13 protein-coding genes, 2 tRNA genes and 2 pseudogenes are annotated in these 14,590 nt (G+C 31.4%); 2 read left to right on the top strand and 15 right to left on the bottom strand.

Going from position 1 to position 14,590, the window contains the following annotated elements:
- Positions 1-2: 2 nt before the first annotated feature.
- From MARIT_RS12660 to MARIT_RS12605, 12 genes are all read right to left on the bottom strand, one after another.
- Complete coding sequence (locus MARIT_RS12660) at positions 3-1,916, bottom strand: DUF3857 domain-containing protein (protein WP_100211692.1); 1,914 nt, start codon at positions 1,914-1,916, stop codon at positions 3-5.
- A gap of 80 nt (positions 1,917-1,996) precedes the next feature.
- Positions 1,997-2,635 carry a YceI family protein gene (locus tag MARIT_RS12655; protein WP_100211691.1) on the bottom strand — a complete coding sequence of 213 codons (639 nt, stop codon included), beginning with the start codon at positions 2,633-2,635 and terminating at the stop codon, positions 1,997-1,999.
- Between the two features lie 65 nt (positions 2,636-2,700).
- Positions 2,701-3,417 carry a tRNA threonylcarbamoyladenosine dehydratase gene (locus tag MARIT_RS12650; protein WP_100211690.1) on the bottom strand — a complete coding sequence of 239 codons (717 nt, stop codon included), beginning with the start codon at positions 3,415-3,417 and terminating at the stop codon, positions 2,701-2,703.
- Positions 3,414-4,058 (bottom strand): TatD family hydrolase, encoded by a 645-nt coding sequence (locus MARIT_RS12645; RefSeq protein ID WP_100211689.1) that lies wholly within the window; start codon positions 4,056-4,058, stop codon positions 3,414-3,416. The genes MARIT_RS12650 and MARIT_RS12645 overlap by 4 nt, the downstream gene beginning before the upstream one ends.
- Before the next feature lie 9 nt (positions 4,059-4,067).
- Positions 4,068-4,520 (bottom strand): D-aminoacyl-tRNA deacylase, encoded by a 453-nt coding sequence (gene dtd, locus MARIT_RS12640; RefSeq protein ID WP_024742197.1) that lies wholly within the window; start codon positions 4,518-4,520, stop codon positions 4,068-4,070.
- Positions 4,521-4,524: 4 nt separating this feature from the next.
- Entirely contained in the window at positions 4,525-5,475 is a 951-nt protein-coding gene (rsgA, locus tag MARIT_RS12635; protein WP_024742198.1) for a ribosome small subunit-dependent GTPase A, read from the bottom strand.
- A 71-nt stretch (positions 5,476-5,546) separates the two neighbouring features.
- Positions 5,547-6,629, bottom strand: a complete 1,083-nt coding sequence (locus MARIT_RS12630) for a bifunctional 3-deoxy-7-phosphoheptulonate synthase/chorismate mutase type II (RefSeq protein WP_024742199.1) — start codon at positions 6,627-6,629, stop codon at positions 5,547-5,549.
- 19 nt (positions 6,630-6,648) lie between these two features.
- A complete protein-coding gene (locus MARIT_RS12625; protein WP_100212043.1) occupies positions 6,649-7,497 on the bottom strand; it encodes a prephenate dehydrogenase in 849 nt (282 codons plus the stop codon).
- Between the two features lie 10 nt (positions 7,498-7,507).
- On the bottom strand, positions 7,508-8,650 hold the full coding sequence (locus MARIT_RS12620) for a pyridoxal phosphate-dependent aminotransferase (RefSeq protein WP_100211688.1): 1,143 nt from the start codon (positions 8,648-8,650) through the stop codon (positions 7,508-7,510).
- The gene (locus MARIT_RS12615; protein WP_024742202.1) at positions 8,647-9,471 is read right to left on the bottom strand and encodes a prephenate dehydratase; all 825 of its coding nucleotides are present in this window, start codon (positions 9,469-9,471) and stop codon (positions 8,647-8,649) included. Before MARIT_RS12615 ends, MARIT_RS12620 begins: the two co-directional genes overlap by 4 nt.
- 265 nt (positions 9,472-9,736) lie before the next feature.
- Entirely contained in the window at positions 9,737-10,369 is a 633-nt protein-coding gene (locus MARIT_RS12610) for a Crp/Fnr family transcriptional regulator (protein ID WP_024742203.1), read from the bottom strand.
- Between the two features lie 79 nt (positions 10,370-10,448).
- A tRNA-Asp gene (locus tag MARIT_RS12605) sits at positions 10,449-10,522 on the bottom strand.
- A 442-nt stretch (positions 10,523-10,964) separates the two neighbouring features.
- Between MARIT_RS12605 and MARIT_RS16195 the strand changes: the two are divergent.
- Positions 10,965-11,165, top strand: a pseudogene (locus tag MARIT_RS16195) (transposase); the annotation flags it as partial.
- Positions 11,166-11,715: 550 nt separating this feature from the next.
- On the opposite strand, the gene MARIT_RS12590 reads toward MARIT_RS16195, so the two are convergent.
- Positions 11,716-12,444, bottom strand: coding sequence for a hypothetical protein (locus tag MARIT_RS12590; RefSeq protein ID WP_024742599.1), 729 nt, complete (start codon positions 12,442-12,444; stop codon positions 11,716-11,718).
- A gap of 716 nt (positions 12,445-13,160) precedes the next feature.
- Between MARIT_RS12590 and MARIT_RS12585 the strand changes: the two are divergent.
- A pseudogene (locus MARIT_RS12585) lies at positions 13,161-13,475 on the top strand (transposase); the annotation flags it as partial.
- A 40-nt stretch (positions 13,476-13,515) separates the two neighbouring features.
- Here MARIT_RS12585 and MARIT_RS12580 read toward each other — a convergent pair.
- A tRNA-Asp gene (locus tag MARIT_RS12580) sits at positions 13,516-13,589 on the bottom strand.
- A gap of 54 nt (positions 13,590-13,643) precedes the next feature.
- Positions 13,644-14,570 carry a DUF58 domain-containing protein gene (locus MARIT_RS12575; RefSeq protein WP_174683270.1) on the bottom strand — a complete coding sequence of 309 codons (927 nt, stop codon included), beginning with the start codon at positions 14,568-14,570 and terminating at the stop codon, positions 13,644-13,646.
- Between the last annotated feature and the right edge of the window lie 20 nt (positions 14,571-14,590).

Below are 14,590 nucleotides of genomic sequence, written 5' to 3'. Positions count from 1 at the left end.
TTTTATTTTTTAGTTAATTCTATTCTTAAGTTATCGTATTTAGCAATTAGTTTGCAATATTTTCTAAACAAAGCGTAATCTTCTTTAGGATATATTCCTTTTTTTAAAGATAAGGTTCTGCGATACTTTATTGTTTTTTCATTTATTCTTTCAAATTGAATATGATATAAACCAAATTTATTTTCAATCTTCTTTTCTTTAGGGAGAGAGGTTATGGAGTACCCTTCAGGAAGTGTTATCGTAGAGATATCTCTATCTATAAATCCTCTATTTATCTTTAATGGATTTTGTCTATTTCTATAGCGTTTTGGAATCTTCTTAAATCTATTAAACACATTGATTTTGAATAACATGTTTTCTTGATAAGAAGTTACGTAGTTAGTAATTGAAAGTTGAATTGTTTCTTTGAAGGAAGTAGTTTCTTTATTATTTAATAGAGTTATATGATTAATTTCTGTATTGTTGTTGTAGTTCCATACCTTTGAGGTATAATAATTTTCTAGATTTTTCTTACTTTTCTTATCGAGATGATATTTTTTATCATATTTAATACCTTTTGATGTCCGTTCTACTACGGCGGAAAGGTTTCCTGAAGAGGTAAGTTTAATCGTAGCTATAGTTTCTTGAGAATTCTTATGATTGATATATTTAGGGGTATGTTTTATGACCCCGCCTTCTGGGGTAACCACTAAAACGTCTCTATCATCCGTAAAATCTCCCAAAAAGCCGAAAGGAATTGTTTGGCTGGTGCATTCTAGCCAAATATCATTCCCATTGTTTGGAATATTTAAAATCATATGATTTCCTTGTAAAGAAGGAAAATTTTTAATAATATTTCTGTTCCTTTTAGCGTAAACTAATGTGTGATATGACTTTATTCCAACAACATCGAGTAAAGCTTTCATATAATTTGTTAATCCTTTACAGTCTCCATATCCAACATTATCTACCTCATTTGCAGGAATCGGTTTCCAGCCACCAATACCAATTTGAACGCCTATATATCGGGTTTTACGTTGCATGTATTCATATATGATCTTTGCCTTTTCTAAATCGGTATGAGCATTTTTTACTAAGCTTTTAATTTCTAATTTAGTACTTGTCTTTAATTGAGTATTTTCTGTGAGTAATTTTTGATGCATCCATTTTCCGAACTCTTCCCAATTAGAAGCAAATCCTTTGACGCCTTTTAAACTAAAATTATTTAGAGAAACAAATAATGAAGGCATAAGATCTAGGTAGTATAAGCTGTTTGATTCTGCTTTTATAGCAGCTTGGTTTTTTAATACATAATGGAGGTTAAACGGAGAAGAGGTATCTTCTACGGGGTAATTTTCAAAGTTGTTTTTTAGAGTTCTTATGGGGAAGTTTAAAGGGTTCTTTAAGATATATTCACTTTTTTCAACAGAAATATAATAACCATTAATAGGAAACCATCTAGGAATAAAAGCTGTAGAGTTTGTTTTATATGTTGTTTCAAAAACAACAGTATATGGATAATTAGTAGGAGTATAGCGCAAGTATTTAATCCTATCGTCAGAATATAATGTACCATGTTCAACAGCACTTACATCTAAAAAATCTCGTTTTTTGTATTTTTTTATTTCTTTTCCAAAGGCATCGTATATTTTAGCAGAAAGTTTAGTGATTTTAGTGTCATTATCGTAACCTATGGACATTGGAGCATCTGCCACTCCAAGTTTGTTTAGTACAGTGATTACTCTTTTTTTGTGTATTACGATTTTATCGACAGCTTCTATGGTAATTTCTGTAGTGCTATTTCTAGTAATAGCATTGGCGTTTGTTTTGAGCACTCTAGCTGTTGCAAAACTTGCATATTTCGCTTTTTGAGAGAATATAAATATAGGAAATAAGAAGATTGCTAAAAGGATGATACGAGAATATTTCAGATTCATGTAGTTTCAATTTTTCGGCAAAGGTAAAAAAAAAGCTGAAACTTTTAAAGTTTCAGCTTTTAACACAAAATGAGGTGTTTTTATTTTTTGACTTTAATATCAAAAGAAAATTCTATTAAGTCATCAATATACTTATCTTTTAAGTTATCGAAAAAAGACTTAGAACCATATTTTACATTAAAATCAGCTCTGTTAATATTAAATAAGTCGCTTTTAAAAGTAACGACCCCATCTTTTTCAGAAATAGTAGCAGGTATGGTGATACTTTTAGTAACATCTTTAATAGTCAAGTTTCCAGTAATTGCTAGTTTACCATCTTTATTATCAGAAGAAGTAATGACAAATTTAGAAGTAGGGTATTTTTCTACGTCGAAAAAATCACCATTACTAAGATGAGCTACTAACTTGGCTCCATGCTCAGCATCTAAATCCGTATTTTTAATAGCAGACATATCTATGATAAATTCACCAGATGTTACGGCTCCATTATCAATAACCAAAGAGCTTTCTTTTAAAGCTACAGTCCCACTATGAGCCCCCCCAGGTTTTGTCCCTTTCCATGTTAATACAGAGGTGTTAGTATCTATATTATTGGTTATCGGTTTGGCTACTTTTTCCACTTTTACTTCTTTGCTTACTGTTAGCTTTTCTTTTTTCTCATTTTTACAAGAAATAAGGGTCAAACCTACGATGGTCAATGTTAAAATCGATTTTTTCATGTTGGTGTTTTTAAATTGGTTTTTTATTTAAGACAAATGTAAATGAAAAATATATTCCATGGAAATTATTTTTTCTTAATGAGCTGATTTATAACAAATGCAGCCGCTTGTAATCCAAACGCAGCAGGCATATAGCTTATTGTTCCGTAATATGACTTTTTGAAGTTAGTGCCATCTGTAATTTTCACACTATTGGCTATTTGAACCTCTTCAGAATAGACGGCTTTAATTCCTTTGTTGATATTTAATTCTTTTAGGCGCCTTCTTAAAACTCTTGCCATAGTACAATTCTTAGTTTTGCTAATATCTTTTACGCGTATTTTAGTAGCATCTAGTTTTCCGCCAGCTCCCATGGAGCTAATTAGTTTTACTTTTTTTCTACGGGCGGCGACTATTAAGTTAATTTTGGGAGTAATGCTATCAATACAATCTAGTACATAATCATATTCTTTCGAGACAATTTCAAAAGCTCTTTCGGGAGAAAGAAACTCTTCTAATACGGTTAGTTTAATTTCAGGGTTAATGTCTAGCAGCCTTTCTTGAATTACCTTTACTTTTGATTTTCCAACGGTACTGTTTAAAGCGGGTAATTGGCGATTTTTATTAGTTTCGTCAAAAACATCTCCATCTACGATAGTTAAACGTTCTACGCCAGCTCTTGCTATAAATTCTGCAGCGAAAGATCCTACGCCACCTAAACCAACTATTAATATATTAGCTTCCTTAATTTTATTTAGTCCTTCTTTTTGGACAAGTAGTTCTGTTCTTTCTAACCAACTCATGTTGTAAATATATGCTTGTAATTTTTATTGATTTCTTGTTTTACGAGATTAAGTTCGATCTCTTTTATTTCAGAGAGCTTTTTATATATGGATATAATACTTTCTTTTGAATTATCTGTTTCTAAAAATAAGGTTGTTAATGATACTTTTTTGGCAGTTTCTTGTAGCTTTTTGTTTTGTAAGAGAGCAGCTCCAAAAGAGAGGAAAATTCCATGTTTTGTTAGTTCCTTAGCCACTTGAAAGTGTTTGTTAAAACCATGAATAATCCATGGTTGTTTCGGTTGTGTTTTTTTCTTTAGAAGAACGATTTCTTGAAAAGATTTCACACAGTGAATGAGCAATGGTTTTTGAAATTTCTCAGAGAGCTTGATTTGCTCCTTGAAAACATCTAGCTGTAATTGAAAATCGGTTTGGCTGAGTTTGTCTAAACCGCACTCTCCAAGTGCGTAACAATTTGGATGCTGTAATTTTTCCTCTAATATCGAGAGTTCGTTATATAGCTTTTCTTCTAGAATATACCAAGGATGAATGCCTATGGAAAAAGCGGTGTTAGGAAGAAGGTAAGAGTCAGGATACCTGTTGATAATAGGTAAAACCTCATCAGGGTGATGGGTATTGTGTGTATGTACATCAATAAACATTATAAAAAACTAGATCTTATTTTTGGTGTCTATAATAATAGTTACAGGCCCGTCATTGAGTAGAGCTACTTTCATATCGGCACCAAATTCTCCAGTTTGTATCTTTTTCCCTAAATCTATTTCAATTTGTTTGATGAAACCTTTATACAAAGGCATCGCAATTGGAGGTTTAGCGGCTTTTATATAGCTAGGCCTGTTTCCTTTTTTGGTTGATGCTTGTAGCGTAAATTGACTCACTACAATAATATCTCCTTCAATATCCTTTATAGATAAGTTCATGATACCTTCTTGGTTGTTAAAGATACGAAGGTTTACAATTTTTTTAGAGAGCCAATTAATATCCTCTTGGGAGTCGTTTTCTACAATGCCAAGAAGAATAAGAAGACCTGTTTTTATAGAAGCTGTTTGATGGCTGTTGATGGTAACACTAGCTTCAGATACTCTTTGTATTACTGCTTTCATTCCATTACTCTTTTTCCCAGATATCAGTTCTGTAGTGTTCCTCTTCTCCTTCTAAAATTTGTAGATAACTTTTGTATCTAGACCATGAGATAGTTTCTTCTTCTAAAGCATCTTTTACAGCACATCGCGGTTCTTTGAGATGAATACAATTGTTAAATTTACAACCTTGTTTTAGTGCGAAAAACTCAGGAAAGTAGTCCCCTAGTTCTTCTCTTTCTATATCTACTACACCGAAGCCCTTTATTCCAGGGGTATCAATAATTTTTGCATTAAAATTTAAATCAAACATTTCAGCAAAGGTTGTTGTATGCTGACCTTGTTTATGTTGGTCAGAAATTTTATTCGTTTTTAGGTTAAGACTGGGTTCGATAGCATTTACTAAAGTAGATTTTCCTACACCAGAGTGCCCTATAAACATAGAGGTTTTTCCGGTCATCATTTCTTTTACAGTAGCTATATTTTGGTTTTTAGTAGCAGATACATCAATGCATCGGTACCCTATTTTCTCGTAAATATCTCGTAAGTATAAAATTTCTGCACGTTGTTCTATTTTATAGGAGTCTATTTTGTTGAATATAAGTATGGTGTCTATTCTATATGCTCTGGTTGAAACTAAAAAGCGATCGATAAAAGTTGTAAAAGTAGGAGGGTTATCAATAGTAATTAATAAAAAAACTTGATCGATATTTGCTGCAATAACATGTGTTTGCTTAGATAAGTTCACAGATTTCCTAACAATAAAATTTTCTCGTTCGTATATTTTATGGATAACCCCTGTTTCCTCGTTGCTATTATTGCTTTCTATATTAAAATCTACTTTATCTCCAACTGCAATAGGATTCGTACTTTTGATACCTTTTAAGCGAAACTTACCTTTGATGCGGCATTTGTATAAGGTGTTGTTTGTTTTTACCCAATACCAGCTTCCTGTAGATTTATAAACCGTTCCTGTCATAAGGCAAAGATGAGAATAAAATTTAAGAAATGTATGGAAAATGATTCCTACCAAAGTAGGAACCATTTATTTTAACCTTTAATTATTTTTTCTTGATGATTGATACTTTCTTGGTGTATGGCTTTAAACATTTTTAAGACAAATTCTTCACTTAAACCTCTAGCTTCTCCTTCTAAAATCATGTTGCCCAAAATTTCATTCCAACGTCTAGATTGCAATACAGCTACGTTTTTTTCTTTTTTCAAAGCACCAATACTATCGGCTACTTTCATACGCTTCCCTAATAGATCAATTAATTGATTATCAACTATATTTATTTGAGCACGTAAGTTTTCTAAAGATTCTCGGTAAGCTTGGTCTGTATTAGTAACTTTTCTAATTTTCAAATCTTCCATCATTTGTTTTAAAGTGTTTGGAGTTACTTGTTGAGCGGCATCACTCCAAGCATTGTCTGGATCAGTATGTGTTTCAACCATTAAGCCATCGAAATTTAAATCCAGAGCAGTCTGAGAAACGTCAAAAACCATTTCTCTTTTTCCTGTAATATGAGAAGGATCACAAATTAAAGGTAAGTCAGGGAATTTATTTTGAAATTCAATTGCAAGTTGCCATTCTGGAATATTTCTATATTTGGTCTTTTCATAAGTAGAAAAGCCACGATGTATAGCGCCTAAGTTTTTAATTCCAGCAGTATATAATCTTTCTATTCCTCCTAGCCATAATGCTAAATCTGGGTTTACAGGATTTTTAACCAAAACAATTTTATCTGTACCTTCCAAAGCATCAGCAATTTCTTGCATGATGAATGGTGAAACAGTAGAACGAGCTCCAATCCAAAGAAGGTCTATATCATGTTCTAAAGCTAGTTTTACATGAGCTGCATTGGCTACTTCTGTACAAGTTTTCATTCCGGTTTCAGCTTTTACCTTTTGCAGCCATTTTAAGCCTAGAGCACCTACTCCTTCAAAATTACCAGGTCTAGTTCTAGGTTTCCAGATTCCTGCGCGAAAATAATTTACATCAGAATCTTTTAATTCGTGTGCAATTTTTAAAACCTGCTCTTCGGTTTCTGCACTACAAGGCCCTGCTATTACTAGTGGATGTGCTAAATTCATATCATCCAACCATGTTTTTAATTCTTTTGTATTTTTCATTATGTAGTTATTATGGCTTTTAGTTTATGCCGTTTAATATTTGTTTTATATGGTTTGTATTTTCCATTTCGTTGTATATCTCTGAAAAATCATCCCGTTGTATTAGTTGCTTGAAATGTTGTAAGTTACTAATGTATTCTTCTAATGTTTCAATAACATTTTCTTTATTATGTCTAAAAATGGGAGTCCACATTGCAGGCGAGCTTTTTGCTAATCGTACTGTAGAAGCAAATCCACTTCCTGCCATGTCGAAAATATCACGTTCATTTTTTTCTTTTTCAATGACTGTTTTTCCTAGCATGAACGAGCTGATGTGCGATAAGTGGGATACGTAAGCAATATGCTTATCATGTGATTTTGGATCCATATAACGAATACGCATTCCTAGTTTAGAAAAAAGTTCTAGGGCTCTTTCTTGTAGTTTGAAAGCTGTTTTTTCTACTTCGCAAATAATATTTGTTTTTCCTTTAAATAGTCCTTTTAAGGCTGCTTTTGGTCCAGAAAATTCGGTTCCAGCAATAGGGTGAGTTGCTAGAAAATTTCTTCTTTTTGGGTGTTGTTTTATTGCGTTACAAATTAATTCTTTTGTAGAACCAACATCTAACACTAATGTTGTATCAGGAATTTTGTCTAATATTTGAGGAGTTAATTTTAGAGCAATATCTACTGGAATCGCAATAATAACAAAATCTGCTTTTTCTATTTCCTTAAGGGAGCTTTTTTGGTGAATTATTTTTAAATCTAAAGCTTCTCTTAAATGATTCTCATTGGTGTCAACTCCATAAATGGTAGCTGTTTTAAATTCTTGTTGAATATCTAAAGCAAAGCTACCACCTATAAGTCCTAATCCTATAATAAATACATTCATATCTTTTTCTTTAAATTCTATCAATTGCTTCTTTTATTTTTTCTTCTGAGATGCATAAGGAAAAACGTATATAGCCTTCTCCTTTTGACCCAAATATGGTACCAGGAGCAATAAAAATTCCTTTTTCATATAGTAGCTCATCTACAGTGGTTTCTGCTGTTTTGTAATCGGGTAGTTTTGCCCAAACAAACATTCCTGTAGCATTTTTATTTACGTTACAACCTATTTTTTCAGCTAGTTCAAAAATTAATTGCTGTCTATTCCTGTAGATATTATTTTGCTCAATAAACCAATCATTTTCTAGTGTCATAGCAGCAATAGCTCCTTTTTGAATACCATAAAACATTCCAGAGTCCATTTGTGTTTTTACCTTCAGTATTTCATTTAGAAATTGTTGTTTTCCTAGTAACATTCCTACTCTCCAGCCTGCAATGTTAAATGATTTACTTAAAGAATTTAGTTCTAGTGCTATGTTTTTAGCACCTTCAAATTGCAAGATGCTTTGAGGGGTTTCATTTAGGATAAAACTATACGGATTGTCATTAATAATAATAATCTGATGCTTTATGCCAAAAGCAATGAGTTTTTGATAACTTTCTTTTAAAGCTTTAGCTCCTGTTGGCATATGAGGGTAATTGACCCACATTAATTTGACCTTAGATAAATCTAATAGCTCTAATTCTTTAAAATTTGGTTGATAATCATTGTTTTCGTCTAGTTCATAAGGAATGGTATTTGCTCCTACTAAATTGGTTACAGAACTATAAGTTGGGTAACCAGGATTTGGGATTAAAACTTCATCCCCTTCATTCAAGAAAGCTAAAGAAATATGCATGATTCCTTCTTTGCTCCCCATTAAAGGAAGTACCTCATTTTCAGAATTTATGGGTACTTGATATTTTTTTTGATAAAAGTTACTGACTGCTTCTCTAAATTCAGGAATTCCTTGGTAGCTTTGATACTTATGAGCGCCCTCTTCGGTTAAGCTGTTTTGAATTGCTGTAATAACAGAAGAAGGAGGAGCCAAATCAGGGCTTCCAATTCCTATGTTTATAATTGATTTTCCTGCTTTGATTAAGGCTTGTACTTCTTTAAGTTTTTTAGAGAAATAGTATTCTTGTACAGTTTGTAAACGGTTTGCGTATTGTATCATGATCTTCCGTTTTTATATTCTCCTAAAATTTTAAAATCTAATGCCATTATTGCTATAATTGATTTAGCTTTAGCGTAATCGTTGTAATCGTTAAAAGTAACATCAACAAAAAAAGAGTATTTCCAAGGGGTTTCTATTTTGGGAAGAGATTGTATTTTGGTTAAATTTAATTTACAATCGCTCATTACATTCAAAATAGCAGCTAGGCTTCCTCTCTTATGATCCAATTCAAATTTTAAGGATGCTTTATTGATTTTATCAATAGGGTTTGTCGGTTTGTCGGTTTGTAAAATAACAAATCGAGTTGCATTTTCTTTTATCGTTTGGATTTCATCTTCGAGAATTTCCAAATTAAAAATATCCGCGGCTATTTTAGGGGCAATAGCAGCCATCCCTACTATTTGTTTTTCTTGGATTCTTTTAGCTACGGCAGAGGTATCCACATCTTCAATTAATTTGATGTGTTTATATTGTTTAAAAAAGTTCTTACATTGTAGTAACGCCATCGGATGCGAGCATACTTCTGTAATATCTTCAATTTTTTGGTTTGAAAGCGCCATTAAATGGTGATGGATAGGGAGGTAATATTCACCAGATATATACAAATCGTGTGTGTCTATTAATGCGTAGTTAGGAATAATGGAACCAGCAATAGTATTTTCGATAGCCATTACAGCTTGCGTACTTTTTTTAGATAATAAGCTATCTATTAATAGGTCGAAAGAAAGACATTCGTTAATTAAGATGTCTTTTCCGTAGAAATTTCGAGCTACGATATGGTGATTTGAACCTTGTATGCCTTGAATAGCTATTTTCTTCATTTTTTTATGCAAAAAAAAAGCCTCGATATTTCGAGACTTTATAGTTATATTATTTATCAATTAAAAATATTGTACAAAGTCTCGCCTCTTATTATAAAAATAAAAGAAAAAATAAAAACCTTGCCAAATATTTTGTAACATTAGTATTGTTATTAGTATTATACTAAGCAAATCTAAAAATTAAAATCAAGTAAACAAATTTTTCTCTTAAAAACCTGAAAAAATATTTTTGATTAGAAATGGGGTAGTTTTTTGCTAAGGTAAGTTATATTGCTATGAGTTGGATATAGTTTCGATGGAGGGTTATCTTTTTTTTATTTTCCAAAGATTTTAAAACTCTTGAAATAACAACTCTTGAAGTATGTAAGTCATTCGCTATTTCTTGATGGGTAGTGTGTATAGTAGCATTATGATTTACAATAGCTTTATTTTTAAGGTATTTTAGTAGGCGCTCATCCATATTAAAAAAAGCAATGGTATCAATGGCTTCTAGCATTTCTTGCATCTTGTCATGGTAGCTTTGTAAGATAAAGTTTTGCCAGCTTTTATATTCACTCATCCATTCTGACATTTTTTCGATAGGAATCATTATTAATTTAGTATCAGTTTCAGTAATGGCTCTAATTTTACTTTTTTTATGATTCATACAGCATGATAGTGTCATGGTACAAGTGTCTCCCTGCTCTATATAGTAAATAATAAGCTCATTTCCCTTACCATCTTCTCTTAAGATTTTAATAGCTCCATCAAGAATTAAGGGCATACTTTTTATATCGCTGTTGATGTCAATTAATAAAGAGCCTGAGGGGATCTTTTTAAAAGATCCACATTGTTTTATTTTTTCTAAAAGCTCTTTTTCAAAAAGGTAGCCATAATGAAGTTCTAGATCTTGGGTCATTTATAAATGAGTAAGGTTGATAATTGAAGGTAAAAATAATACAAATAAAAAAAGCTTCCCAATATTGAGAAGCTTTTTGCGGTCTGGACGGGACTCGAACCCGCGACCCCATGCGTGACAGGCATGTATTCTAACCAGCTGAACTACCAAACCGTTGCTGTAAGCGGGTGCAAATATATAACTATATTTTAGATATTCAAAGATTTTTTGAAAATAAATGAAAAAAGCTCCAATAATTTATTTTGGAGCTTTTCTTTCTATAAAAGGGGAAGAGAATTAAAAGGGGATTGGTTAATTATATTTTTTTAGGTGTTTGTTTGATTTCTAAGATAAGGAGGTTTTTGTGATTGCAATTTTTTGATTAGATGAAATGAATGAATGTATGGTTGGGTAGTATTGGTTTGTGAGGTTGAGTTCCTATTGTTGCTATACTATTTACAATGTAAACAATACAATGCTTAATTATTTCGATAATAGTCCTGTAAAAACATCGTTGGGAAGCCATAGGCCAAGAAAACAACCAAATAAAAGAAGCTAAAAAAATAACAAAGCGTACGCTACTAAAACTTTTACTAATGGAAATACTTTAAAACAATTATTAGCAAGGAGTAGATATTTATTATATAAATCCAAAAGTGATTGGATACCAAAACAACAACAAAGAGCTAAAATATTATTTGAAAACTATCCTGATGTTAAAAAGGAATACAGGATCTGTCAAAAACTCAAAAATCTGTTTAATAACAAAACGATAACCGTCTTGGCTATGGTTAGTACGGTAATTAAAAGTAGTTAACTTTTTATTTTGTTTTATCTTTTCTATTCTAAAGCCAAATCAAAAGATTTGGCGTACATTATAAAAATACACTAACTTTTGGATTAAGCACCAAAACCCGTATTAATTATATCCATTGTGCCTGTTGCACAAGTCGAAGATATTGAATAATTGTTTATCTTAGTTTATGTAAGGCAAGAAAATCTACCAAGAGAAATTGGACTACCTAATAAATTTGGAACACTAACCCAGTTCATGGGGTTATGAAAAATAAATACTATTGGTTTAATACAAGCAAATAAGGTAATGCATATGGCTGCCATCGCTTATAACCTAAAGAAGTACTTAAATTTTATAACAAAAAAGGTACAAAGTGACCATAGAGTATCATTTTTGATTTTATTCAATACAAATGTCTTTAAAAACAAACAGCGGTTGGTTTTGAGCTCATTCTATTTTAGTTTTTGAAGGTCTCCTAAAAAACAAAAGCTCTAAAAAGGGTTTGGTTTTATATCTATTTTCGTAAAATTATAGGCTTGTGCAACGGTTACTATTGTTATGGGCTTTTAATTTAATTCAAAATTGGAAGAGGTCCTGTCCTCCTAATAGAACCACTTCCCGTGCAAGGATTATAACTCCCTTGTAGTCTTACATTTTGTTTGTAAACAGTTCCAATTCCCTCAACAAAAATATTATAATTTATTACACCGTTAACGGTAAAATTAATTGTGTTACCTGATACATTATGACTGGATGAAATATGGTCATAACTTAAACCAAGAGTGAATCCACTCATATGCGAATTCAAGTTACTTGCACTTGTACCACTACTATTACTGTTGTAATTGAATCCAACGTTGAGCTGAAGATTGAAAGACATATTTCCAGTTGATAACATTATGTTACCATTTCCACATCCTCCATCTCCGTTTTCTTCACAAGGAATAAACTCTTGAAAAACTGGAGGAGGGCATCTCATTTGTAACTCACTCGAATTGAGTTTTAAATTTCTTGAATTGTTAATTAATTTACCTCGAAGAAGTAGACCATTTAATTCATCATAGAAATTAACATTAGTTTCTGAAAAATTTTCAATTCCACTCAAAAATTGTTTAGCTTCTTCAATTGATTTAAAATGAATTTCAGGGGTATTCTCTGCTATTTTTGTGCTCAATTCACTTGATAAAACCTGTTGTTCAAATCCTAGCTCATTTCTTAAACTCTCTTCGGTTAAAATAGGTTCGTTTGTACAAGATGTAATTGCAGACACCCATAATATTGCTATTAGTATTTTTTTCATTTTCTTTTAATTTTTTTGATTATCCAAATTAATAAAATAATAATTGTAGCAAAACCTATAAGGTTAATTATTTGCCAAAACATTAGGTTTAATTCCATAATGTAATTTTTATGATTAGTCTTTAATTGCCCATAACGTTCTCGTATAAACTTAGCAAAGGATTTGCATGGTATTAGTTTCCTTTTATAAACTACTTTACAAACGCAAAACAGCTGAACTACCAAACCGTTGCTGTAAGCGTGTATAAGTATATAACTATATTTTAGATATTCAAAGATTTTTTGAAAATAAATGAAAAAAGCTCCAATAATTTATTTTGGAGCTTTTCTTTCTATAAAAGGGGAAGAGAATTAAAAGGGAATTGGTTAATTATATTTTTTTAGATATTTGTTTGATTTCTAAGATAAGGAGGTTTTTGTGATTGTAATTTTTTGATTAGATGAAGTGAATGAATGTATGGTTGGTAGTATTGGTTTGTGAGGTTGAGTTCCTATTGTTGCTATACTATTTACAATGTAAACAATACAATGCTTAATTATTTCGATAATAGTCCTGTAAAAACATCGTTGGGAAGCCATAGACCAAGAAAACAACCAAATAAAAGAAGCTAAAAAAATAACAAAGCGTACGCTACTAAAGCTTTTACTAATGGAGATACTTTAAAACGATTATTAGCAAGGAGTAAATATTTATTATATAAATCCAAAAGTGATTGGACACCAAAACAACAGCAAAGAGCTAAAATATTATTTGAAAACTACCCTGATATTAAAAAGGAATACAGGGTCTGTCAAAAACTCAAAAATCTGTTTAATAACAAAACTATAACCAAGGATATAGCCTACACCAAGCTAGCACATTGGATTAAAGAGGTAGAGGAATCAGAATTAAAAGCTTTTAATATTGTAGCTAACTCTATTAGTTTAAATTATCAATCTATACGCAACTATTTTGACAACCGAAGCACAAACGCTTCCGTAGAATCTTTCAATGCAAAGATAAAAGCATTTAGAGCACAATTCAGAAATTAGTATAAATAAAAAAAGCTCCTCTAGAAAAGAGAAGCTTTTGCGGTCTGGACGGGACTCGAACCCGCGACCCCATGCGTGACAGGCATGTATTCTAACCAGCTGAACTACCAAACCGTTGCTGTAAGCGGTTGCAAATATAAGAAGCTTTTTCGTTTCTGGCAAATTTTTTTACAATATTTTTTTTCTACTTACTAGATAAGTGGTTAAAACTTCGTTGAACCCTCTTTTGATATCTATAGGAACGTAATTTATTTTGTATTGAAGGCATTTCGTTTTCAGTTCGTTAAAGTATTTTGATACTAACGAAGTGTACTGTTCTTGTATGTGTTGTGTGTATAAATTAATTTCGGCTTTGGTTTCTACATCTATAAATTTTTTAGGAGCGGCATCAAAATTAAAGTTGAATTCTGTTTTCTCATCATAGGTGTGGAATAAAACAACTTCATGTTTATTGAATTTTAAATGTCGTAATGCTTCAAAAAGTTCTTCTTTTCTTTTAGAAGTCTGAAACATATCTGTAAAAAGGAAGATAAGAGAGCGTCTATGAATTTTTTCTGCAATTTCATGCAAATAGGTATAAGTATCTGTGGTATTGGTTGTTGTTGTCGAAATTAATAATTGTTGTAATTGATCTAAGATCATTTTTCTATGTCGATCACTACCTTTTTCAGGTGAATAGTATTCATATTTGTCTGAATAAATACTAAGCCCAACAGCGTCTCGTTGGCGTTTTAAAATCTCCATTAAAGAAGCGGAAGCAATAGCTGAAAAGCCAACTTTATTTAAGTTGTTGATTGTTTGCTTTTTAATAATAGGGTAGTGCATTGAAGCAGAATTGTCTATAATAATATGACACCTAAGGTTCGTTTCTTCTTCGTATTTTTTAGTATAAAGTTTTTCTGTTTTAGCAAATAATTTCCAATCAATATGGCGTGTACTCTCCCCTTTATTGTATAACTTGTGTTCAGAAAATTCTACTGAAAAACCATGAAAAGGACTTTTATGTATTCCCGTAATAAAGCCTTCTACTACTTGTTTAGCAAGTAAATCAAGATTTTTTATTTCAGAAGTTTTCGTATCAGATAGATTGATCATTTCCATATTATTTTAGACTA

This window comes from Tenacibaculum maritimum NCIMB 2154 (assembly GCF_900119795.1).
GTDB lineage: Bacteria > Bacteroidota > Bacteroidia > Flavobacteriales > Flavobacteriaceae > Polaribacter > Polaribacter maritimus.
Note: the sequence above shows the minus strand (reverse complement) of the source record. Positions and strands in the feature narration are given on the sequence as shown.